This window comes from Pelagerythrobacter sp. Soil_C_18, from assembly GCF_057657235.1.
This window is the reverse complement of record NZ_JBDGIU010000001.1, coordinates 758,759-777,276: the sequence shown is the minus strand read 5'-3', so window position 1 is coordinate 777,276 and position 18,518 is coordinate 758,759. Positions and strand designations below refer to the sequence as shown.

Genomic DNA, 18,518 nt, shown 5'->3' with positions numbered 1-18,518 from the left:
CGTGTGTTTTCGCCGATCAGGCCATGATCGGCAAATCGACCTTGTCCGCGCCGAGGCGCATGGGCGCGATCTCGGCCGGCATGCCGGCAAGCTGCCGATAGATCGCGAGATAGTCGTCGACCATGCGCTCGGCCGTAAAACGGCGGTTGAACGTCTGGCGCACGCGTCTCCGGTCGAGGTGATCGAGCTGGGCGACCGCTTCGACCGCTTCCTCGACGTTGTCGACGATGAAGCCCGATTCGCCTTCGTCGATCACTTCGGGGACGGAGCCGCAGCGGAAGGCGATCGTCGGGGTCGCGCAGGCCATCGCCTCGATCATGACCAGGCCGAACGGTTCGGGCCAGTCGATCGGAAACAGCAGCGCGCGCGCGTTGCCGAGGAACTCGACCTTCTGCGCCTCGCCGATTTCGCCGACGAATTCGATATCGGGGTAGGCGCGGACCATGGGGGCGATCACCTCGTCCCAGTAGAGCTGGTCCGCCTTGTCGATCTTGGCCGCGATCTTGAGCTTCATGCCCGCCGCCGCGGCAATCGCGATGGCCCGGTCGGGCCGCTTCTCGGGCGAGATCCGGCCGAGGAAGGCGAGGTAGTCCCCCTTCGGCGCGAAGGTCGGCGCCAGCACGTCGCGGGGAAGGCCGTGGTGGACCGTTCCCGCCCAGTTGACCGGCGGCAGCGGCCGCCGCTGGTCGTTCGAGATCGACACCAGCGGCAAGTCGCCGAAGGTTCGATAATAGGGCTGCAGGTCGGGCAGGTCGAGCCGGCCGTGCAGCGTCGTCACCGTGGGAACGCCCAGGGTCCTGACCAGCGGACCGTGGACCAGGTCGATATGGAAATGGAGGACGTCGAACTCCGCCGCCCGCCTCTGAACCTCGTCGAGCAGGGCGAGGTGGTGGGGGAGCGGATCGCGCACTTGCGGGTCGAGCCGCAGGGCCGTCTCGCAAATGGGGACGAGCTCGGCCGAGGTCTTCGAGTCGGCGCTCGCGAACAGCGTGACCTCGTGGCCCTGCCGCACGAGTTCTTCGGTGATGTAGGCTACGATACGTTCGGTACCGCCATAGAGCTTGGGCGGCACGCTTTCCATCAAGGGTGCGATCTGTGCGATCTTCATTCTGCCATGGCTCCTGAGAACAGAGGCCGGAAGGGTGGACGAAGACGCAACCCTCCGGTCGCTCGGTCACACAATGCGTGCGGGCCCACTCCGTTCCTCGCGGATTCGATGACCTGCACGCACGGCTGGACGGGCTGCGACCGATCGCCTAGGTTGCGCCGCATCCCCGGGGAGCCTGACGCGCGAACGCAGGTTGAGAGCGGAATATGCCGCGACCCGTCGAACCTGATCCCGGTAATACGGGCGGAGGGAGGGAACGGCTTTCGCTCCAGGAATCCGTGGCCTCGCTCCGATTGAACGGAGAGCGAGTTTCCATGGCCGACATCAATTCCCAGTTCGAAATCGGCGTCACCACCGGCCCGATCCGCGGTTCGAAGAAGGTCCACGTCGGCCCGCGCCGCGTCGCCATGCGCGAGATCGCGCTCGAGGGCGGCGAGGAACCGGTGCGGGTCTACGATACATCGGGCCCCTACACCGACCCCGAGGCGCAGATCGATATCCGCCAGGGTCTCCCCGCGCTGCGCCGCGAATGGCAGCTCGAACGCGGCGATATCGAGGAATACGAACCGCGCGAGGTGAAGCCGGAGGACAACGGCCAGCTCGGCCCCGACCGCTCCGGCGGCGTGCCCCCGTTCCCCACCGCGCTGCGTAGGCCCCTGCGCGCCAAGGCAGGCGGCAACATCAGCCAGATGCATTACGCGCGCCGCGGCATCATCACGCCCGAGATGGAATACGTCGCCGAACGTGAGAACCTCGGCCGCGGGATGCTCCGCCAGGAACGCGACGGTCAGGACTGGGGCGCCGAAATCCCCGACTACGTCACCCCCGAATTCGTCCGCGACGAGGTCGCCCGCGGCCGCGCGATCATCCCTTCCAACGTCAACCACCCGGAAGCCGAGCCGATGGCCATCGGCCGCAACTTCCTGGTCAAGATCAACGCCAATATCGGCAACTCCGCCGTCGCCAGCGACGTCGCCTCCGAAGTCGACAAGATGGTCTGGTCGATCCGCTGGGGCGCCGACACCGTCATGGACCTCTCCACCGGCCGGAACATTCACGACACCCGCGAATGGATCATCCGCAACAGCCCCGTCCCCATCGGCACCGTGCCCATCTACCAGGCGCTGGAGAAAGTCGGCGGCGTGGCCGAGGATCTCACCTGGGAGATCTTCCGCGACACGCTGATCGAGCAGGCCGAGCAGGGCGTCGACTACTTCACCATCCACGCCGGCGTGCGCCTGCCCTACGTCCCGATGACCGCGAAGCGCGTCACCGGCATCGTCAGCCGCGGCGGCTCGATCATGGCCAAGTGGTGCCTCGCGCATCACAAGGAATCGTTCCTCTACGAACGCTTCGACGAGATCACCGAGATCATGAAGGCCTACGACATCGCCTATTCGCTGGGTGACGGCCTGCGCCCCGGCTGCATCGCCGACGCCAACGACGAGGCCCAGTTCGCCGAGCTCTACACCCTCGGCGAGCTGACGAAGAAGGCCTGGGCGCAAGACGTCCAGGTGATGATCGAGGGCCCCGGCCACGTGCCGATGCACAAGATCAAGGAGAACATGGACAAGCAGCTCGAGGCCTGCGGCGAGGCGCCGTTCTACACCCTCGGCCCGCTCGTCACCGACATCGCCCCGGGCTACGACCACATCACCAGCGGCATCGGCGCGGCGCAGATCGGCTGGTACGGCACGGCGATGCTCTGCTACGTCACGCCCAAGGAGCACCTCGGCCTGCCCGACCGCGACGACGTGAAGGTCGGCGTCGTCACCTACAAGCTCGCCGCCCACGCCGCCGACCTCGCCAAGGGCCACCCCGCCGCCAAGGTCCGCGACGACGCGCTCAGCAAGGCCCGCTTCGAGTTCCGCTGGCGCGACCAGTTCAACCTCAGCCTCGACCCCGACACCGCCGAGCAATACCACGACCAGACCCTCCCCGCGGAAGGCGCCAAGACGGCGCACTTCTGCTCGATGTGCGGGCCGAAGTTCTGCTCGATGAAGATCACGCAGGAGGTGCGGGATTTTGCGGCGAAGCAGAATTCGGATAGCTACCTAGCGGGGACGGCGCCGGTCGATGAGGCCGAGGAGGGGATGCAGGACATGGCGGAAAAATATCGCGAAGGTGGTGATCTTTACGTGCCGGCCAAATGATCTTCCGTCGCTTGTTCGGGCGTAAATCGCCACCCGATCTACCGGACCGTGAGGATTTGCTGACACTGCAGATGTTGCAGGGCGATTGGCAGTGCTCCTGCTGCGGGGAGTGGTTCCATGGTGTAACCGATTTGGCGGCGGATCATCCTGATCCCTGGAGCCACGGCGCGAGCTATGAACCCAACTCTGCGCTACGGAGGGACGGCGACTTCCTCTCCGAGGATTTTTGCGTGCTCGATGGTGAGCATTTCCTCGTCCGCTGCGTGCTGGAGTTTCCCGTCCACGGCCTGGACCACTCCTGGGGGTTCGGCTGCTGGTCGTCGCTCAGCCGCGAGAACTTCGAGAAGTATATCGAAGGCTTCGACAGCGGAGAGTACGAAGACACGGGGCCGTGGTTCGGCTGGCTGTGCAACAGCCTCAAGCCTCACCTCGCCGATACCCCTGTCGCAGTAGACGTATGTCAGCGCTCAGGCCGGCAAAGGCCGCGTCTGCTTGTGGTCGACGAGGATCACCCGATCGCCGTAGCCCAGCGGAAGGGGCTGTCCGTGCAAGATCTTCTGGAAATCCTGCGAGCCAACGGTCACGGCCCGACAATACAGTAGCGAGGCGACCTTCTTCGAATTCCGCTGGCGCGACCAGTTCAACCTGTCGCTCGACCCTGACACGGCGGAGCAATACCGTTGTCAGCCTCTATTTTTGCGCTCTCACCCACCATCTTGCCCAGACAAATGTAGCAAATCGCTTGAGGCAGCTCGAAGGTGCTTGATGACTCCATCTAGGTCAGTTTGCCTCGCTCGATGACGGCGATTATGCGCCGACCAATCTCCAACGTCCTTCAGATGCGGAGCGGCCTGCTTCGTCTGCCTGCTAACCGAGAAGGTGGTGGTTGACTCCAACTTTTTGATCAGTTTTGAGAGCTGAAACAGGTTTCCGTTTGCGTCGGTAATATCGGCCAGCGCGTTCTGCTTTTCAAAGCAGTCGACAAGCATGGTTTCAAACAAGCGGCGGACCATTACCGCAGTGCAATCAAAACAGGCGTTAGCATAGGTAACGTTGATCTGTTCGACGATGTTGCGGACATATCCCGGGCAGTTCTCAAAAAGCCCTGCGTCCAAGAAAGTCTTTAGCGGTTCCGGTCTTGCAGGCCCCCTCATCGGCGCCACCAGACGGGCTACGTCGTCCAACCGTCGCGGGTGGATACGATGGCCGCTTCCTGACCTAATCGTCCGCGGGTCACCTGAGAGACGCGTCTTGAGGCGAGTCCGATTGATCCGCGCGCAACCTCCAGATTCTAGTGTGGCAGCCAAGTCGGACGCCGTGGCAGAGACAAAGTCAGCCGATTGTTGCATCACGAAGAGGACGGCAACAGCTCGATCAAGCTCTGCAAGGCTGCTGGAAGCGACCCGCGAGACGAAGCCGACATCCATCACTGGGATGTCCGCGTCACATATGCCTTAGCCAGCTTTATGGCCGACGGAACTGAGGCTGGATTGAGCCGTAGTCCCTCGTCTCTGACCTGAATCCACTCGCAACCACGAAGGGATCGAGCTCGATTCCGCTCTTCATGCCCAATTGTGCGCAAGACCTCATCACACATGGCGCCGCTTACCTTTCCGAAGTTGGAATGCCGGTTCCAAAGCAGCAGGAGCGTTGCAGCAAGCACGACTCCAGGAACCGATCCAACACCTCTAGGCGGGGTGTTCTGTTTGAGAGCCTCCCAGTACTTGTGATCGAGGTGGATGTAAGGTGCGTCAGCAGAGGGGCTGGCCGCACCCATAAGCTCGGCTTCCTCGACCCCAAGCTCCGTCGCAAACTTGCCAACAGCCCCAGAGCCATGGCCCTCCGGGCGCTTACTTGAGCCAGCACCGTCACGGTCTTTGTGCGCGCTTTGGCCTCCCGCGGGAACACGATCCCCAGTGATCGCGGCCATAGCGTCCAGCCAAATCTGCGAATCGGTTGAGCTGGCGACCTCAGCTTCTCCGGCGTAAAGGACTGTTTTTAAAGTAGGCTTCTTTCCCATTCGAGTGACCCCCATCGCGAGGGCACTTTCAATAGCAGATCATGCGACAGATGACCATAATAAGACGTGAAAAGGTGCGTCTAGGAGTGTGCTGCTGACATACACTCAACTCTCTATCAACGCTCTCAGATAAAAAACATTATATTTCAGTTATATATTGAACTGCATGCGGCGCATACTTCTGAGCTATATGAGGCCTCCGGGAACGTAGCAGGTTCAGAATGGCGCGTCACTTATCCACAGACCGCGGGACCTGGCGGCGCTCGCCCTCCATGCCTTCTCCGTCTAGACCTTTTGTCATGACCTACGCCAAAGACGCCACCGGCCCCTTCTACCACGGCACCCGCGCCGATCTCGCGCCGGGCGACCTGCTCGCGCCCGGCTTCACCTCGAACTACGCCGACCGCAAGCTGTCGTGGATCTACTTCTCCGGCACGCTCGACGCGGCGGTCTGGGGCTGTGAGCTGGCGAAGGGCGAGGGCCGGGAGCGCATCTATATGGTCGAGCCGACCGGTGCGTTCGAGGACGATCCGAACCTCACGGATAAACGCTTCCCCGGCAACCCGACCGAGTCCTACCGCTCGCGCGAGCCGCTCCGCATTGTCGGCGAGGTCGAGCAGTGGGAGCCGCATCCGCCCGAGCGGCTGGCGGAGATGAAGGCCGCCCTTGCGCGGATGGAGGCCGAGGGCGGGGCCGAGATCATCGACTGAGGTCGTTCCTCGCCAGCTCCACCAGCACCCGGTCCAGCGCCTGCAGGAACCGCGAGCGGTCCGCCTTGGCGAACGGCGCCGGGCCGCCGCCGATACCGTCCATCCCGGCGCGCAGGTCGGCCATGATCGCGCGGGTGGCGATGGCGGTGCCGATGCTGGCGGCGTCGAACGGCTTGCCGTTGTGGGCGAGGACCCTCGCGCCCGCTTTCAGGCAGCGCTCGGCCAGCAGGATGTCGCCCGTCACCACCACGCATTGCGGGGCCGTGCGCGCCGCCTCTTCCGCGATCCAGTCGTCCGCCGCGTCGAACGCGTCCGACACCACCACGCGGCGGACCAGCGGGCCCTGCGGCACGCGGAAGGGCGCGTTGCTGACCACCACGACCTGCGCCTTGAAGCGCGCGGCGACGCGGTAGATCTCCTCCTTCACCGGGCAGGCGTCGGCATCGACGAGGATGGTGAGGGGCGTGCGGTCGCTGTCCATGGTCGCAAGGCGCTCTAGCGGCCCGGCCGCGCAAAGTCATTCGCCCGCGCCGCCCCCTCCGTCCGCCGCGCCGGCACTGGCCATTCGCCGCCGCCGCGCCCATAGGCGCCGCGAAAGGAGGCTCCGATGGCCGATCTCTATCTCAAGGCGATGCAGTCAGAGCGCAAGGCGCTGTGGGCGACCTGCCGGCTCAAGGGGCTGGCCAGGGACACCCCCGAACGCCGCCGGATCGCCGAACTCGACGAAGCGATCGCGGCCCACGCCCGCAAGCAGGGGCGCGAGAGCGGCGATCAGGGCGGCAAGGCGTGACTCGAGGTGGCTGGCCGCGCGTCAGCCGTTCTTCATATTCTCCAGCCCCTTGATCCCGCCCGGCTTGAGGCTGGGATTGGAGGCATTCTGCTTCGGTCCCTTGTCCGCCTTGGGTTTTCGGATTTCCTTGTTCGACTTGCGTTGGCCCTTGGCCATGGTCTTTTCCAATCGGGGCGGCATGCCCCTGCGCGCGAGGATACGCCCTTTGCGCCAACACCTTGCATGAAATCGTCCGCACCCTGGCGAAGAGCGCGCCCGCCTAGTCCTCGAACCGGGTTCCGCTCTCGCGGTCGCGTGCGTACTGCCTGGCGCCCGGGACCGGCGGCAGCCAGGGCTCGCGGCGGATCGTCCAGCTTTCGTAGGTCGGGGTGAACTGCCCGGGCGCATCGAGGGTGCCGAGGTGGACTTCGATCTCGTCCTCGAAGCTGGCGAAGACGGAGGAGCCGCAGCGTTGGCAGAAGTGCCGCCCCTGCCAGTCGCGGGTCTCGCCCTCGATCGTCACCGCATCCTCGGGAAAGATCGCCGCGGCGAAGAACGGCGCGCCGTGATGGCGGCGGCAATCGAGGCAATGGCAGAGACCGACTCGGTAGGGGCGCCCGGTCGCCGCGAGCCGGACGTCGCCGCACAAGCAGCCGCCGGTAAACTGGTCCATTTCGTCTCTCCTTTCGGGCCTGCCCCCAAATAATTAGGTGATTCGGCAGCGTTGTGTTACAAGGCCCTTGCTGACGTCGAATTTTGCGACGGACTTCGCTTTTGACGACCGCCGCTTGCTCTAAGAGCCCCCGGCGCAAACCAGACGACGACTTCCTTTCATTTGACGATTTGACGCACGGCCCAACGGCAATTTCGCCAGCGGGCAACACGTTTCTTGAAAGGAAACATCATGGCCAAAGTTGGCACCGTAAAATTCTTCAACCTCGACAAGGGCTATGGCTTCATCCAGCCCGACGACGGCTCGGCCGACAGCTTCGTGCACATCACTGCCGTTCAGGCGGCCGGTATGCAGTCGCTCGATAAGGACCAGCGCCTCAACTACGACGTTGAGCATGGCCGTAACGGCAAGGAAAGCGCCATCAACCTCTCGCAGGCGGGCTAACCCGCAGCGAGTGATAGCCCTCTCCCCTGGCGGGGGGAGGGCCACCAGAGGGGGCCGTGGCACCAGCGCAAGCTGGCGCCGCCGGCCCCTTTTTTGCGTGCCGGGGCCGGAAAGCTCCGCTGCGGGGCGGGCGGGTTCAGCCGATGTCGTATCCGCCTTGCTTGGCCTCGGCCATGACTTCGGCGCCGGTCTTCCGGGTGCCCTGGGCCGCGAGTTCGGCATAAGGCGGCATCTCGTCGACGAAGATCTGCTCGTCGATCCCCCAGTCCGCGGGCAGCGCGAACAGCCCGGCGGTGAACGAGAACGTGCCGGCGGGGACGAAGCGGTACCACAGGTTGCTGCCGCATTCGGTGCAGCTCGCGCGCTCGGCCCATTCGGACGAGCGGTAGCTGCGCACCGCGCCTTCGCCCTCCAGCGTGAAGTCGTCCTTCGTCACCCCGTGCAGCGAGAACAGCGGCCCGCCCGTCCATTGCCGGCACATGTCGCAGTGGCACACGTCGACGCCCGGCTTCGCGCGCTCTAGGCGGATGGTCACGGCGCCGCACAGGCACTGGCCCTTGAGCGGCGGGTCGAGGGAAACGGGATCGGCCATCGGTCACTCCTTCTGCGGATCGGGATAGCGCGGGCGCGCGGGCCGAAAAAGACTTTCCTACACGCCGGCACTTGTGCCTTAGAATACCCGATGACGCACGATTCGATCCCTCCGCCCGCCGCCGCTGCGCCCCGCGCCGGCTCTCGCGCCGGCTCTCGCGCCGGCTCTCGCGCCGCTTCCCGTTCGGGCCGCCGCGCCAATTCCGACTACCGCTGGACCCCGCGCAAGGCGATCGCCTTCCTCGACCTGCTCGCCTCGGGCGAGAGCGTGGCGGGGGCCGCGCGCATGGTCGGGATGAGCCGCCAGTCTGCCTACCGCCTGCGCGCCCGGGCCGGCGGCCGCTTCGCGCAAGGCTGGGACCTCGCCCAGCGCGCCGGCCACGTGCGGCGGGCGGCGGCGCGGGAGCGGCTCGGGGATGGCGCAAGGTGACAGGCCGGGGCCGCGCAAGGTGACAGGTTTCGCCGCAAGGTGACACTGGGCCCGGGGATCGTGTCACATGTGTCAACACCCCGTCGCCTCGCCGCCGGAACGCCCCGCCCGCCGCGCGGGTTGGAGAGGGGCGAGAGGAGACTGCCATGTTCGTCGCCGCCTACTGGTGGAAGGTCCATTCGGGGAAGGAAGAGCAGTTCCGCGCCGCCTGGCGCCGCGGGACCGAGCTCATCACCGAGAAGTACGGCTCCCTCGGCTCGCGCCTCCACTGGGACGAGCGGGAGCACCGCTTCGTCGGTGTCGCCGAATGGCCCGACCGCGCGACCTGGCAGGCGGCCTACGATGCGAAGATGGTCTACGACGATCCCGCAACCCGCGCCGCCTTCGTGGACGCCATCGCCGACACCGCGGACGAGCCGCTGCTGCTGATGGAGGTCACCGACGACCTGCTGGAGCGCGGTTCCTAACGCAGGTTAAAACCTTGCTGCAGGATGAAAAATTCCTCTTTTCGGGCGGAACATCCCCCTGCGCTCCGGATTGATCCCCGACTCTGGAGAAGGAGGATCGAGATGAAGACGCACACTGCATTCCTCGCGCTCGCCGGCGCGCTTACCCTGACCGCCTGCGGCGATGCCGCCGACGAGACGACGACCGACCCCAACGCCGACATGGCCGTGAACGACACCGCCAATGCCGACGCCGCGACCCCGCCCGCCGGCCAGGCCGCCATGCCCGCCAGCCCGCAGGAATTCGTCGACATGGCCGCGGCCAGCGACATGTTCGAGATCGAGTCCGCCAGGCTGGCCCAGGAGATGGGCTCCTCGCAGGCGGTCAAGGACTTCGCGGCGATGATGATCGAGGATCACACGACCTCGAGCAACAACCTGAAGTCCGCCGCGGCCGAGGCGGAGCCGGCGCTGAACGTCGCGCCCAAGCTCACCGCGGACCAGCAGGCCCAGCTCGACGAGCTGCGCCAGGCCGGGGATCAGTTCGACGCGGTCTACAAGCAGCAGCAGGTCGCCGCGCACGAGAAGGCGCTGGCGTTGCTGCAGGGCTACGCGGGCAGCGGCGGGCCGGAAGCGCTCACCAGCTTTGCGGGCGAGACGGCCACGGTGGTCGAGGGGCACCTCGATCACGCGCGCGGCCTCTCGGCCGGCTAGGCCGCACCTGCTCCGTGGCGGTGGAGCACGGCGTCGAGCATGCTCGCGCCGCCGCTCCCCGCACGGTTCCAGACGCGCTCGTGGAAGAAGAACACGACCGCGTTCACCAGCGGCTCGACCAGCGCGATCCCGCCCGCCAGCGCGAGCGAGCCGGTGAACAGATAGGCCACCGTGAAGCCCACCCCGAGATGGAGGGCGAGGAAGCTCAGGGTCTTGGTCAGATCGTGGGACATGAAGGGAGAGGTAAGGCTGGCGGTCGATTGATTGAAGCGATCAATCGTGCATAGAGTAATCGAGCAGACGCGCGATAACCGCGCCCGATCAAGGCGCGGCGGGGACGGCACCGTCTATCAAGTGCATCTGTCGGAGAAGGAGGCGCCTGTGATTAAGCCCTTTTCAGCCCTGATCGCCCTGTCCGCAGCGCTCGCCGCCTGCGCCCCGGTGGACGACACTGCGCCCGGCGCATCCACCGCCGCCGCATCCGAAGGCCGCGAGTGCTTCTTCGCCCGCTCGGTCACCGGCTACCGCGACGCCCCCGATGCGGAGAACGGGGCGGAGCAGATCTACGTCGACGTCGGCGCGCGCGACACATACCTGTTCGAAACCTTCGGCGGCTGTCCGGATCTCGACTTCTCCTGGCGCATCGGGCTGCGCGACCGCGGGATCGGGCAGATCTGCCGCGGGATCGACGTCGATCTCGTCATCCCCGACCCGACCTTCGGCCCCCGCACCTGTCCCGTCCGGATGATCCGCAAGGTCGCCGACGGCGAAGAGGGGAGCCGGAGGGCCCGCGATTAGGTGTTTGGGGCGGGCCGTGCTATAAGGACGCCGCTGACGTCGAAAATTGCGACGGACTTCGGCTTTTGACGACCGCCGCTTGCCCTTGAGGCCCCGGCGCAAACCAGACGACGACTTCCTTTCATTTGACGACCCGACGCACGACCCCAACGGCACCTTAGCCCGCGGACAACATCGTTCTTTGAAAGGAACACTCATGGCCAAGACTGGCACCGTAAAATTCTTCAACACCGACAAGGGCTACGGTTTCATCCAGCCCGACGACGGTTCGGGCGACAGCTTCGTGCACATCTCCGCCGTGCAGGCGGCGGGCATGCAGACGCTCGATAAGGACCAGCGCCTCAACTACGAGCTCGAGCGCGGTCGCAACGGCAAGGAAAGCGCGATCAACCTTTCCGCCGCCGATTGATCCGTTCGCCGGGCGCGCCCTCTTTGCGGCGCGCCCGGCGGCATCGCCTCATTTCCTTCAACCGGGTGGACCGCCGATGAGCCAGACGTTCGAATTCTACGATGCACGCGCGAATGAATCCGCCGCCGAGGCCAAGGTCGCGGTGCTCGAGAACGTGCGCGAACGCGCTCGCCGCTCCGAAGCCACCTGGCGCTCACTCGCGAATCAGGCCCGGGCGGTGGCCGAAGAGCGCGCCAAGGTCGAGCAGCAGAAAGCCGCCCGCCGCGAGCAAGAGGCGCTCGACGTCGCGCCCGAGTTCTAGCCGCTTCCCCACTCCTCGATCTGGCGCCGCGGCCCGTCTACGAGGGCCAGCGTGCCGCCTCGATGCGCAGTTCCGGCGCATCTTCCACCGGCTCCCACCCTCGTGCGGCGATCACATCGTTGCTCTCGTGCGCTTCGCGGCCATCGGCGAGCGACCAGGTGACGTGGTAAGTCCCGCCGGTCGGACGGTCGGTCGTCCCCGCCAGTTGCACCACCATCGCCTCGACGCCGGCGTCGTCGTCCGCCCGGCCGACGATCCTCGCGCGATCGGTATCGGGAAGGGGAGGCGCGCCCTCCGCACGGCCGAAGGTGATGTGGTCAGCGACGGTTTCCGCATAGCGCGGCGGAAAGCGCGCGAGCAGGTCGGCCCGGTCGGACCGGTCGAGCTTCCAGCCGAGCCAGGTTTCCTGCGCCACGCTCCCTCCGCTCAACCGCCCTCGGGCTCCCGCCCGAACAGCTTGCGCAGCTCGTCCTTCGCATCCTCGAGCGCTTGCTTCTGTTTCGCGTCGAGCCCCTTGCCGGCGCGGTTGATGTAGAACGTCAGCATCGACATCGCCGATGCGTAAGGGTCAGCCTTGCGCCGCTTGCTCCGTTCGGCCGAGCGCTTGAGCGAGTGCGCGACTTCCTTCGGATCGTCCTTGGTGAAGACGCCTTCCTCCAGATCGAGCGCGTCCGAATGCTCGGTAACGTCCTGCGACCATTTTTCCGCCATCGGCGTTCTCCTGCCGGTCGGGGCGGGCGGAACGCCGCGCCCCGGGGCTCGGCCGCGTCTACTGTGCCGGCGTGGTGGCCGCTCCGGTCGCGGCGGCGCCAGGTTGGCCCATGTCGGCATCGGGCAAGTCGGCGAGCTGAGCGGCCGTCATCGTTGTCGAAAGGTCGACGTCGTCGCCCGTGGTCTTGGGGGTCAGGCCGTCAACCGGCACCACGACGTAGCGGTCCGGATTGCTGTCCTCGATCTCGACCAGCAAGCCTTCGACCGCGCCGGCCGAATCGCGGCGCACCTGCTCGATGTCGCCGAGATCGGTGCCGTCGGCGGTAACGAGGTCGGCTTCGAGCAGTTGCGCTTCGGTCAGGCCGAGCGCCGCCACCGCGTTGCCGGCGGCAACCGCGCTGGCCTCGGCCTGCTGTTCGACCTGATCCTCCACCTGGTCGGCCTCGCGCTCGGCCTGCGAATCGCAGGCGGCCAGCGTCGCAAGCGCGAGCGGGAGCGCGGCGTATGCGGCAAGCTTCATGGTGATGTCCCTCTTCGTAATGATGATCCACCCGATCAATCCGCCGCGCGCGCACCGGTTCCGGCGCCGAGGCGTGAGCCGCGGGTGCTGGCAATCGCCGGTCTTCGGGTATAGTCAGGGCGGATGACCCGTCCGCTTCTTCTCGCCGCCGCTCTCGCTCTCCCGCTTGCCGCCTGCCAAGCCGGGCCGGAGGGGCCGAACGGCACCACCCGCGACACCGCGGGGGAGGCCTTCTCCGCCATCGGGCCGGAGGAGACCGTGCAGTTCACCGGCACCGAGCCGTTCTGGGGCGGCAAAGTGGCCGGCAGCACGCTGACTTATTCGACGCCCGAGAACGTCGACGGCGTGACGATCACGGTCGAGCGGTTCGCGGGCAACAACGGCCTCGGCTACTCGGGTACGCTCGAAGGGCAGTCGTTCGATATGGCGATAACGCCGGGCGAATGCTCGGACGGGATGAGCGACCGCACCTACCCGTTCACGGTGACGCTGGAGGTCGGGGAGGAGCAGCGCAGCGGCTGCGCCTGGACCGAAAAGACGCCCTTTACCGGGCCCGAGCACCCGTAACCCCGGCCTTTTCGAGCTCCGGCCCGAGCCGGCCGGTCAGCCAGAGCCACCACATCCGGAAGTCCGCCGCGAGGCTCCACAGCGGGTAGGTGAAGGTCGCGGGGCGGTTCTTCTCGACTCCGAAGTGCGCGACCCAGGCGAAGAAATATCCGGCCACCGGCAGTGCGAGCAGCCACCACCAGCGCCCGGTGAAAACCGCAAACGCCGCGATCATCACGACCAGCGTCGTGCCGACGTAATGCAGCGCCCGCGTGCTCGGCTTCGAATGCTCGCGCAGGTAGAACGGCCAGAACGCGGCGAAAGTGGTGTAGGCGCGCGCCATGCCGGCAATCATGCCACGCGTCCGATCGCGAGGCAACGCGGCAGCGGCCGCCGCCGGATCAGAACAGGCCCGGCACTTCGCGCTGCGCCGGCGTCGGAGCCTGCGGCTGGAGCACTTCGCGGCGCGAGGTGATCGGCCGGGCCGTCGGGTCCCGGCGCATCGCCGTCGCGTCGGTCCCGCTGATCGGGCTGCACACCGCCGCGCCGCCGCGCAGGAATGCGAGCGCCTGCGCGACCGAGGCTTCGTTCGGGTCGCCGAGCTGGGTAAATATGTCGTCGCTGGCGCGGCAGGTAACCGGCACCACGTCCGCCAGGCCGGTGAAGTATTCGCCCTGATGATCGGCGTTCTCGGTCTTGAAAGTGACCACGCGGAGGCGGTCGTCGCACTCTTCCTTGTCGAACCCGTATTGCCCCACCGGCTTGCCGTAGGTGTTGGTTCCGACCAGCGCCATGTTCGTGCCGAGGTAGGGCACGAAGGCGTTGGTCACGAGCTCGCTGGCCGACGCCGTGCCGCCGGTGCCGATGAAGGCGATCTTGGTCGGGGCGATGGCCTGCGCCTGGCTGCCGAACAGGTCGGTCTCGTTCCTGTCCGACTTTGATGGGCGCAGGGTCGTGTGGCTGAAGACGTCACCGACATGGGCGCGCCCCATCAGATCGCCCATCAGCTCGGCGATCGCGACCAGCCCGCCGCCGTTGTAGCGGAAGTCGACAATGATCTCGGTCACGCCCTGCACGCGGAAGTCCTCGAACGCGGCGCGCAGATCGGGATCGGCCGGATCGATGAAGGTCCGCAGATTGAGGTAGCCGACCTTCTTTCCCCCGTCGTCGATGATCTTCGCACCGTAGCGGTCGGACACCGGATCGAGCGGAAACTCGGCCTTGGTCACGGTGATCTGCCGCTCGGTGCCGTTGGTCTCGCGAATGCGGAAGACGCGCTGCAGGCCGGGGTCGGAAGGACCGAGAGCGTTGATGACGGCCTGTGGCCCTCCGCTCGCCATCAATGTCGAGATGCTCTGCATCGAGGAGGCGCTGGCGCCCACCGCCAGCAGTTCGACGCCGCGATCCAGGCCTTGAGGCAGGCCGGGGCCGTCCTCGAACCCCTCGATCACGAACACGCGGTTGCTCGACGTGTCATAGCCGAGCCGCACACCGAAGCCTGCGCTCGATCCGGATTCGTAGAACGCTTCCTCTTCCGCGATCGAGGTGATGTAGGTGAAGTAGCGATCCTTCGCCTCCGCCCGGGCCGGGGCGACCAGCGCGTCGATGTAGGATTGCAGATCGTTGTAGCTGCTCTTGTTGACGTTCGTGCTCAGCAGATCGGGGAACAGGTACCATTCGTCTAGCACGGCGCGCACGAAGTCCTGCCGGGCGGAGAGCGAACATGCGGAGGAGGTCGGGCTGGGCGTCGGCGTCCCGCCGATCGGCGTTCCGCCACTATTGTTGCCCCCCGAATTGCTTCCTCCGCCGCCGCAGGCGGCGAGCGATGCTGCCAGTACGATGCTGAGCGCGGTGCGACCTCTGTCCACGATATCCCCTCCCGATTCTGCCCTTGGCCTGCCCGATTTCGGGTCTCGACCGCGCGCGGAGGATGCCGCGGTGTGCCGCCGCAGGCAAGAACGACGGGGCCGTGGCGCGAAAATGCATGATTTTCAGGCCGAAATGCGGCGAAAAGGGCGTCTGATCGGTGGAAAACCCTCCTTTTGCCCTATGCCGCCCTCGCGGGTGGGGCACATTCGCCCTAGATTGCCCCGCCGATGACAACAGGAGCCCAGATGTCGAATGCCGCCCCTACCTGGCTAGCCGAAGCGATCGAAGGCTCGGGTGCAGGTGACGGAAAGCTGACGATCGCGCGCCTCGTCGACGAGCGCGGGCTCGGGCGCGGCGGGTTCACGCTGTCGAGCCCGGCTTTCATGGACGGGGGCGAACTCGATCCTTCCTTCACCGCCGACGAGGAAGATGCCGTGGCCCCGCCCCTCGAGTGGACCGCGCCGCCGCCCGGCACGATGGAACTCGCGCTGGTGGTCGAGGATGCCGACGCGCCGGGAGACGAGGCGCCGTGCCACTGGCTGGTGTGGGGCATCGCCGGCCAGCGCGGCAAGCTGCTCGAGGGCGAGGTGCCGCCGCGCGTGGGCAAGAACGCGCACCGCAATTCCGAGTGGCTCCTGCCGGAGCCGCCGCGCGAGGACGGCGCGCACCGTTACGTATTTCAGCTCTTCGCGCTGGACCTGCCGCTCACGCTCATGCCTGGTGCAGGGCGGGACGAACTGGTCGCGGCAATGGAGGGTCATGTGGTTGCGGCAGCCGTGCTGACGGGCAAGTACAAGCGCCAGTCAGAGGATGCCGGGGGCGAGCCCTGGGACGACGATTTCGTGTAACCTGCAACAAGCCAAGAACAGGAAAGGACCTAAGATGGCTGGCAAGAACAATGCACTGCAGAAGCCGGTGAACCTCTCATCGGATCTCGAGAATGTCGTGGGCAAGGGGCCGATGACCCGCGCTCAGGTCACCTCGAAGGTGTGGGACTACATCAAGGCCAACGGTCTTCAGGATTCCAAGGACAAGCGGATGATCAATCCCGATGCCAAGCTCGGCGCGGTGATCGGGAAGGATCAGATCTCGATGTTCAAGATGACGGCTGCGGTTTCCAAGCACCTCACCTAATCTTACCTCGCCGGCGGTGCGGTGGCTGGTCCGCCGTGCCGCCGGCACACAGCTTTCCACCGGCGGATTGGCCGAACCCGTTCGTCTGGCATGGGGAATGGAATGACGATCCGGACTGGAATCGGCGGCTGGACCTACCCCGATTGGCGTGGGGGAACCTTCTATCCAGAGGGGCTGCGCCAGGCCGATGAACTCGCCTATGCCTCGCAGCGGGTCGGGGCGATCGAGATCAACGGCACGTTCTACCGCCTGCAGAAGCCCGAGAGCTTCGCCAAGTGGCGCGACGAGACGCCCGATGGCTTCGTGTTCGCGCTCAAGGGATCGCGTTTCGTCACCAATCGCCGGGACTTGTCGGAAGCGGGCGAATCCGTCGCCAAGTTCGTCGGACAGGGGATCGTGGAACTGGGCGACAAGCTCGGCCCGCTGCTCTGGCAATTGGCCAAGACCAAGCGCTTCGACCCCGACGAGATACGCGCCTTCCTCGCCCTGCTGCCCGCCGAGCACGAGGGCGTGCGGCTCCGGCATGCGATCGAGGTGGGGCACGAGAGCTTCGCCTGCGCGGAATTCGTGGACTTGGCGCGCGCCGCTTCGGCCGCGGTCGTCTGGTCGGAAGACCAGGGCCGGGCCGAGATTGCCGACCGTACGGCTGACTTCGCCTATCTGCGATGTCAGAAGATGCGCTCCGAATGCCCCACCGGCTACGACGAGAATGGACTCGACCGGATAGCGGCCATGTGCCGGGCCTGGGCCCAGGGGCAGGCGCCGCAGGATCTTCCCTACGCCGGCGAACCGGCAACCCGAGAAGCGGGAGGGGATGTTTTTGCTTTCATGATCAACGGCGCGAAGGAACGCGCTCCGGCAGCCGCGATGGCGCTCGCCGAGAAGCTCAGGGGGTCGTAATGAAGGTTGCCTATCTGCTGTCCGCCGCCGCGCTGCTGGCGGCATCGAGCCTTGCGGCGCAATTGCCCGAGGCGGTGGCCGAGGCGGCGCTTGATGCGGCGCCGGTGTTCGATGGGCACAACGACGTGCCGATCCAGCTTCGCGGGCGCTGGGGGAACATGATCGGCGACTTCGATTTCGTCGACACCACCGATACCGGCCCCGAGCACGCCGAGCAGCGCACGATGCACACCGACCTCAACCGGTTGCGCGAGGGCAAGGTCGGGGCGCAGTTCTGGTCGGTCTACGTCTCGGCGGCGCTCGAGGAGCCCGAGGCGGTCCAGGCGACGATCGAGCAGATCGACGTGACCCGGCGGCTGATCGACCGCTATCCGGGCGATCTCGCGCTGGCGCTGACCGCCGACGATGTCGAGGCGGCCGTCGCCGGGGGCAAAATCGCCTCGCTGCTCGGCATGGAGGGCGGGTATTCGATCGGGTCGAGCCTAGCCGTGCTGCGCCAGATGTACGCGCTCGGCGCGCGCTACATGACGCTGACGCATTCGCGGAACCTGTCATGGGCCGATTCCGCGACCGATGCCCCGGAACACGGCGGCCTCACCGATTTTGGCCGCAACGTGGTGCGCGAGATGAACCGTCTGGGCATGCTGGTCGATCTCAGCCATGTCAGCGAGCAGACCATGCAGGACGCGCTCGACGTGGCGGTCGCGCCGGTGATCTTCAGCCATTCGGGCGCGCGGATGATCAACGGCCATGCGCGCAACGTGCCCGACAGCGTGCTCCGGCGGCTGCCCGAGAATGGCGGCGTGGTCATGGTCGTGGCGCTGCCCGGCTACGTCAGCGAGGAGGCGCGCCAGTGGTACGCCCGCCAGCAGGCGGAGGACGCGCGCCTCTCGACGCTATGGCAGGGGCAGCCCGACAAGGCCGAAGCCGCACTTGCCGAATGGGAGCGTGCCAATCCCGAGCCGAAGGCGACGATTTCCGACATGGCCGATCATATCGACCATATCCGCAAAGTGGCCGGGATCGACCACATCGGCGTCGGCGGCGATTACGACGGCATGGATACGGGGCCTGTCGGGATGGAGGACGTCTCCGGCTATCCGGCGCTGTTCGTGGAACTCGCCCGGCGCGGCTACAGCCAGGAGGATCTAGAGAAGATCTCGATGCGCAATGTCCTGCGCGTGATGCGCGCGGCCGAAGCGGTGGCTGCAGCGCAGGCGGATCGGCCGCCTATCGAGACGCCGGTGAGCTGAAGGCGCGGGCGCTGACCTC

The 18,518-nt window shown here is 66.3% G+C and carries 28 protein-coding genes and 1 riboswitch; of the genes, 16 read left to right on the top strand and 12 right to left on the bottom strand.

What is annotated here, in order from left to right; genetic code table 11:
* Positions 1-16: 16 nt before the first annotated feature.
* Positions 17-1,108 carry a glycosyltransferase family 4 protein gene (locus tag AC3A5N_RS03600; protein ID WP_487735934.1) on the bottom strand — a complete coding sequence of 364 codons (1,092 nt, stop codon included), beginning with the start codon at positions 1,106-1,108 and terminating at the stop codon, positions 17-19.
* 157 nt (positions 1,109-1,265) lie between these two features.
* Positions 1,266-1,377: riboswitch (TPP riboswitch) on the top strand.
* A gap of 45 nt (positions 1,378-1,422) precedes the next feature.
* Here AC3A5N_RS03600 and thiC point away from each other — a divergent pair.
* On the top strand, positions 1,423-3,261 hold the full coding sequence (gene thiC, locus AC3A5N_RS03595; RefSeq protein ID WP_487735933.1) for a phosphomethylpyrimidine synthase ThiC: 1,839 nt from the start codon (positions 1,423-1,425) through the stop codon (positions 3,259-3,261).
* Positions 3,258-3,863 carry a DUF2199 domain-containing protein gene (locus AC3A5N_RS03590; protein WP_487735932.1) on the top strand — a complete coding sequence of 202 codons (606 nt, stop codon included), beginning with the start codon at positions 3,258-3,260 and terminating at the stop codon, positions 3,861-3,863. The genes thiC and AC3A5N_RS03590 overlap by 4 nt, the downstream gene beginning before the upstream one ends.
* A gap of 102 nt (positions 3,864-3,965) precedes the next feature.
* Here AC3A5N_RS03590 and AC3A5N_RS03585 read toward each other — a convergent pair whose 3' ends face one another.
* Positions 3,966-4,376, bottom strand: coding sequence for a hypothetical protein (locus AC3A5N_RS03585; protein WP_487735931.1), 411 nt, complete (start codon positions 4,374-4,376; stop codon positions 3,966-3,968).
* A gap of 1,204 nt (positions 4,377-5,580) precedes the next feature.
* Here AC3A5N_RS03585 and arr point away from each other — a divergent pair.
* Entirely contained in the window at positions 5,581-5,991 is a 411-nt protein-coding gene (gene arr, locus AC3A5N_RS03580; RefSeq protein ID WP_487735930.1) for an NAD(+)--rifampin ADP-ribosyltransferase, read from the top strand.
* Here the strand turns inward: arr and AC3A5N_RS03575 are convergent.
* Positions 5,981-6,472, bottom strand: coding sequence for a YaiI/YqxD family protein (locus AC3A5N_RS03575; RefSeq protein ID WP_487735929.1), 492 nt, complete (start codon positions 6,470-6,472; stop codon positions 5,981-5,983). The two genes, arr and AC3A5N_RS03575, sit on opposite strands and share 11 nt — an antisense overlap.
* 126 nt (positions 6,473-6,598) lie before the next feature.
* Here AC3A5N_RS03575 and AC3A5N_RS03570 point away from each other — a divergent pair, with 126 nt between their 5' ends.
* A complete protein-coding gene (locus AC3A5N_RS03570) occupies positions 6,599-6,781 on the top strand; it encodes a hypothetical protein (protein ID WP_487735928.1) in 183 nt (60 codons plus the stop codon).
* A 21-nt stretch (positions 6,782-6,802) separates the two neighbouring features.
* On the opposite strand, the gene AC3A5N_RS03565 is transcribed toward AC3A5N_RS03570, so the two are convergent.
* A complete protein-coding gene (locus AC3A5N_RS03565; protein WP_487735927.1) occupies positions 6,803-6,937 on the bottom strand; it encodes a hypothetical protein in 135 nt (44 codons plus the stop codon).
* Between the two features lie 103 nt (positions 6,938-7,040).
* Positions 7,041-7,433 carry a GFA family protein gene (locus AC3A5N_RS03560; protein ID WP_487735926.1) on the bottom strand — a complete coding sequence of 131 codons (393 nt, stop codon included), beginning with the start codon at positions 7,431-7,433 and terminating at the stop codon, positions 7,041-7,043.
* A 231-nt stretch (positions 7,434-7,664) separates the two neighbouring features.
* On the opposite strand from AC3A5N_RS03560, the gene AC3A5N_RS03555 reads away from it, so the two are divergent.
* The gene (locus AC3A5N_RS03555; RefSeq protein WP_487735925.1) at positions 7,665-7,877 is read left to right on the top strand and encodes a cold-shock protein; all 213 of its coding nucleotides are present in this window, start codon (positions 7,665-7,667) and stop codon (positions 7,875-7,877) included.
* A gap of 136 nt (positions 7,878-8,013) precedes the next feature.
* Here the strand turns inward: AC3A5N_RS03555 and AC3A5N_RS03550 are convergent, their stop codons facing one another.
* Positions 8,014-8,469, bottom strand: coding sequence for a GFA family protein (locus tag AC3A5N_RS03550; protein ID WP_487735924.1), 456 nt, complete (start codon positions 8,467-8,469; stop codon positions 8,014-8,016).
* A gap of 90 nt (positions 8,470-8,559) precedes the next feature.
* On the opposite strand from AC3A5N_RS03550, the gene AC3A5N_RS03545 reads away from it, so the two are divergent.
* The 3 genes from AC3A5N_RS03545 (at position 8,560) to AC3A5N_RS03535 (ending at position 10,058) form a co-directional block, all read left to right on the top strand.
* Complete coding sequence (locus AC3A5N_RS03545) at positions 8,560-8,898, top strand: hypothetical protein (RefSeq protein WP_487735923.1); 339 nt, start codon at positions 8,560-8,562, stop codon at positions 8,896-8,898.
* A 146-nt stretch (positions 8,899-9,044) separates the two neighbouring features.
* On the top strand, positions 9,045-9,365 hold the full coding sequence (locus AC3A5N_RS03540) for an antibiotic biosynthesis monooxygenase family protein (RefSeq protein ID WP_487735922.1): 321 nt from the start codon (positions 9,045-9,047) through the stop codon (positions 9,363-9,365).
* Between the two features lie 102 nt (positions 9,366-9,467).
* Positions 9,468-10,058 carry a DUF4142 domain-containing protein gene (locus tag AC3A5N_RS03535; RefSeq protein ID WP_487735921.1) on the top strand — a complete coding sequence of 197 codons (591 nt, stop codon included), beginning with the start codon at positions 9,468-9,470 and terminating at the stop codon, positions 10,056-10,058.
* Here AC3A5N_RS03535 and AC3A5N_RS03530 read toward each other — a convergent pair.
* Complete coding sequence (locus AC3A5N_RS03530; RefSeq protein WP_487735920.1) at positions 10,055-10,291, bottom strand: DUF2061 domain-containing protein; 237 nt, start codon at positions 10,289-10,291, stop codon at positions 10,055-10,057. The genes AC3A5N_RS03535 and AC3A5N_RS03530 overlap by 4 nt on opposite strands.
* 148 nt (positions 10,292-10,439) lie before the next feature.
* On the opposite strand from AC3A5N_RS03530, the gene AC3A5N_RS03525 reads away from it, so the two are divergent.
* The 3 genes from AC3A5N_RS03525 (at position 10,440) to AC3A5N_RS03515 (ending at position 11,566) form a co-directional block, all read left to right on the top strand.
* A complete protein-coding gene (locus AC3A5N_RS03525; protein WP_487735919.1) occupies positions 10,440-10,856 on the top strand; it encodes a DUF6491 family protein in 417 nt (138 codons plus the stop codon).
* Between the two features lie 196 nt (positions 10,857-11,052).
* Positions 11,053-11,265 carry a cold-shock protein gene (locus tag AC3A5N_RS03520; RefSeq protein ID WP_129522782.1) on the top strand — a complete coding sequence of 71 codons (213 nt, stop codon included), beginning with the start codon at positions 11,053-11,055 and terminating at the stop codon, positions 11,263-11,265.
* Between the two features lie 76 nt (positions 11,266-11,341).
* Complete coding sequence (locus AC3A5N_RS03515; RefSeq protein ID WP_487735918.1) at positions 11,342-11,566, top strand: hypothetical protein; 225 nt, start codon at positions 11,342-11,344, stop codon at positions 11,564-11,566.
* Positions 11,567-11,603: 37 nt separating this feature from the next.
* Here AC3A5N_RS03515 and AC3A5N_RS03510 read toward each other — a convergent pair whose 3' ends face one another.
* Genes AC3A5N_RS03510 through AC3A5N_RS03500 form a run of 3 tightly spaced genes read right to left on the bottom strand, consistent with a single transcriptional unit; the run spans position 11,604 to position 12,797 of the window.
* Positions 11,604-11,981: a hypothetical protein gene (locus AC3A5N_RS03510; protein WP_487735917.1), complete on the bottom strand. Its 378-nt coding sequence runs from the start codon at positions 11,979-11,981 to the stop codon at positions 11,604-11,606.
* An 11-nt stretch (positions 11,982-11,992) separates the two neighbouring features.
* Positions 11,993-12,277, bottom strand: coding sequence for a DUF3175 domain-containing protein (locus AC3A5N_RS03505; protein WP_487735916.1), 285 nt, complete (start codon positions 12,275-12,277; stop codon positions 11,993-11,995).
* Positions 12,278-12,335: 58 nt separating this feature from the next.
* Entirely contained in the window at positions 12,336-12,797 is a 462-nt protein-coding gene (locus AC3A5N_RS03500; protein ID WP_487735915.1) for a PRC-barrel domain containing protein, read from the bottom strand.
* Positions 12,798-12,920: 123 nt separating this feature from the next.
* Here AC3A5N_RS03500 and AC3A5N_RS03495 point away from each other — a divergent pair, with 123 nt between their 5' ends.
* A complete protein-coding gene (locus AC3A5N_RS03495) occupies positions 12,921-13,364 on the top strand; it encodes a COG3650 family protein (protein WP_487735914.1) in 444 nt (147 codons plus the stop codon).
* On the opposite strand, the gene AC3A5N_RS03490 is transcribed toward AC3A5N_RS03495, so the two are convergent.
* Both AC3A5N_RS03490 and AC3A5N_RS03485 read right to left on the bottom strand, forming a co-directional pair.
* Entirely contained in the window at positions 13,342-13,686 is a 345-nt protein-coding gene (locus tag AC3A5N_RS03490) for an Mpo1-like protein (protein WP_487735913.1), read from the bottom strand. The genes AC3A5N_RS03495 and AC3A5N_RS03490 overlap by 23 nt on opposite strands.
* 58 nt (positions 13,687-13,744) lie before the next feature.
* Entirely contained in the window at positions 13,745-15,211 is a 1,467-nt protein-coding gene (locus tag AC3A5N_RS03485) for a S41 family peptidase (RefSeq protein WP_487735912.1), read from the bottom strand.
* 246 nt (positions 15,212-15,457) lie between these two features.
* Between AC3A5N_RS03485 and AC3A5N_RS03480 the strand changes: the two genes are divergently transcribed.
* The 4 genes from AC3A5N_RS03480 (at position 15,458) to AC3A5N_RS03465 (ending at position 18,499) form a co-directional block, all read left to right on the top strand.
* Positions 15,458-16,060 (top strand): YbhB/YbcL family Raf kinase inhibitor-like protein, encoded by a 603-nt coding sequence (locus AC3A5N_RS03480; protein WP_487735911.1) that lies wholly within the window; start codon positions 15,458-15,460, stop codon positions 16,058-16,060.
* 34 nt (positions 16,061-16,094) lie between these two features.
* Positions 16,095-16,346 (top strand): SWIB/MDM2 domain-containing protein, encoded by a 252-nt coding sequence (locus AC3A5N_RS03475; protein ID WP_487735910.1) that lies wholly within the window; start codon positions 16,095-16,097, stop codon positions 16,344-16,346.
* A 102-nt stretch (positions 16,347-16,448) separates the two neighbouring features.
* Complete coding sequence (locus AC3A5N_RS03470; protein ID WP_487735909.1) at positions 16,449-17,246, top strand: DUF72 domain-containing protein; 798 nt, start codon at positions 16,449-16,451, stop codon at positions 17,244-17,246.
* A complete protein-coding gene (locus AC3A5N_RS03465; protein WP_487735908.1) occupies positions 17,246-18,499 on the top strand; it encodes a dipeptidase in 1,254 nt (417 codons plus the stop codon). Before AC3A5N_RS03470 ends, AC3A5N_RS03465 begins: the two co-directional genes overlap by 1 nt.
* The last annotated feature ends 19 nt before the right edge of the window (positions 18,500-18,518 follow it).

Bases quoted from the DNA above. Each gene is read 5' to 3' on its own strand.
- AC3A5N_RS03495 (WP_487735914.1), top strand. From the start codon at position 12,921: ATGACCCGTCCGCTTCTTCTCGCCGCCGCTCTCGCTCTCCCGCTTGCC.
- AC3A5N_RS03600 (WP_487735934.1), bottom strand. From the start codon at position 1,108: ATGAAGATCGCACAGATCGCACCCTTGATGGAAAGCGTGCCGCCCAAG.
- AC3A5N_RS03560 (WP_487735926.1), bottom strand. From the start codon at position 7,433: ATGGACCAGTTTACCGGCGGCTGCTTGTGCGGCGACGTCCGGCTCGCG.
- AC3A5N_RS03475 (WP_487735910.1), top strand. From the start codon at position 16,095: ATGGCTGGCAAGAACAATGCACTGCAGAAGCCGGTGAACCTCTCATCG.
- AC3A5N_RS03500 (WP_487735915.1), bottom strand. From the start codon at position 12,797: ATGAAGCTTGCCGCATACGCCGCGCTCCCGCTCGCGCTTGCGACGCTG.
- AC3A5N_RS03590 (WP_487735932.1), top strand. From the start codon at position 3,258: ATGATCTTCCGTCGCTTGTTCGGGCGTAAATCGCCACCCGATCTACCG.
- AC3A5N_RS03465 (WP_487735908.1), top strand. From the start codon at position 17,246: ATGAAGGTTGCCTATCTGCTGTCCGCCGCCGCGCTGCTGGCGGCATCG.
- AC3A5N_RS03490 (WP_487735913.1), bottom strand. From the start codon at position 13,686: ATGGCGCGCGCCTACACCACTTTCGCCGCGTTCTGGCCGTTCTACCTG.
- AC3A5N_RS03565 (WP_487735927.1), bottom strand. From the start codon at position 6,937: ATGGCCAAGGGCCAACGCAAGTCGAACAAGGAAATCCGAAAACCCAAG.
- arr (WP_487735930.1), top strand. From the start codon at position 5,581: ATGACCTACGCCAAAGACGCCACCGGCCCCTTCTACCACGGCACCCGC.
- AC3A5N_RS03555 (WP_487735925.1), top strand. From the start codon at position 7,665: ATGGCCAAAGTTGGCACCGTAAAATTCTTCAACCTCGACAAGGGCTAT.
- AC3A5N_RS03480 (WP_487735911.1), top strand. From the start codon at position 15,458: ATGTCGAATGCCGCCCCTACCTGGCTAGCCGAAGCGATCGAAGGCTCG.
- AC3A5N_RS03540 (WP_487735922.1), top strand. From the start codon at position 9,045: ATGTTCGTCGCCGCCTACTGGTGGAAGGTCCATTCGGGGAAGGAAGAG.
- AC3A5N_RS03515 (WP_487735918.1), top strand. From the start codon at position 11,342: ATGAGCCAGACGTTCGAATTCTACGATGCACGCGCGAATGAATCCGCC.
- AC3A5N_RS03570 (WP_487735928.1), top strand. From the start codon at position 6,599: ATGGCCGATCTCTATCTCAAGGCGATGCAGTCAGAGCGCAAGGCGCTG.
- AC3A5N_RS03535 (WP_487735921.1), top strand. From the start codon at position 9,468: ATGAAGACGCACACTGCATTCCTCGCGCTCGCCGGCGCGCTTACCCTG.
- AC3A5N_RS03575 (WP_487735929.1), bottom strand. From the start codon at position 6,472: ATGGACAGCGACCGCACGCCCCTCACCATCCTCGTCGATGCCGACGCC.
- AC3A5N_RS03545 (WP_487735923.1), top strand. From the start codon at position 8,560: ATGACGCACGATTCGATCCCTCCGCCCGCCGCCGCTGCGCCCCGCGCC.
- AC3A5N_RS03520 (WP_129522782.1), top strand. From the start codon at position 11,053: ATGGCCAAGACTGGCACCGTAAAATTCTTCAACACCGACAAGGGCTAC.
- AC3A5N_RS03550 (WP_487735924.1), bottom strand. From the start codon at position 8,469: ATGGCCGATCCCGTTTCCCTCGACCCGCCGCTCAAGGGCCAGTGCCTG.
- thiC (WP_487735933.1), top strand. From the start codon at position 1,423: ATGGCCGACATCAATTCCCAGTTCGAAATCGGCGTCACCACCGGCCCG.
- AC3A5N_RS03530 (WP_487735920.1), bottom strand. From the start codon at position 10,291: ATGTCCCACGATCTGACCAAGACCCTGAGCTTCCTCGCCCTCCATCTC.
- AC3A5N_RS03505 (WP_487735916.1), bottom strand. From the start codon at position 12,277: ATGGCGGAAAAATGGTCGCAGGACGTTACCGAGCATTCGGACGCGCTC.
- AC3A5N_RS03470 (WP_487735909.1), top strand. From the start codon at position 16,449: ATGACGATCCGGACTGGAATCGGCGGCTGGACCTACCCCGATTGGCGT.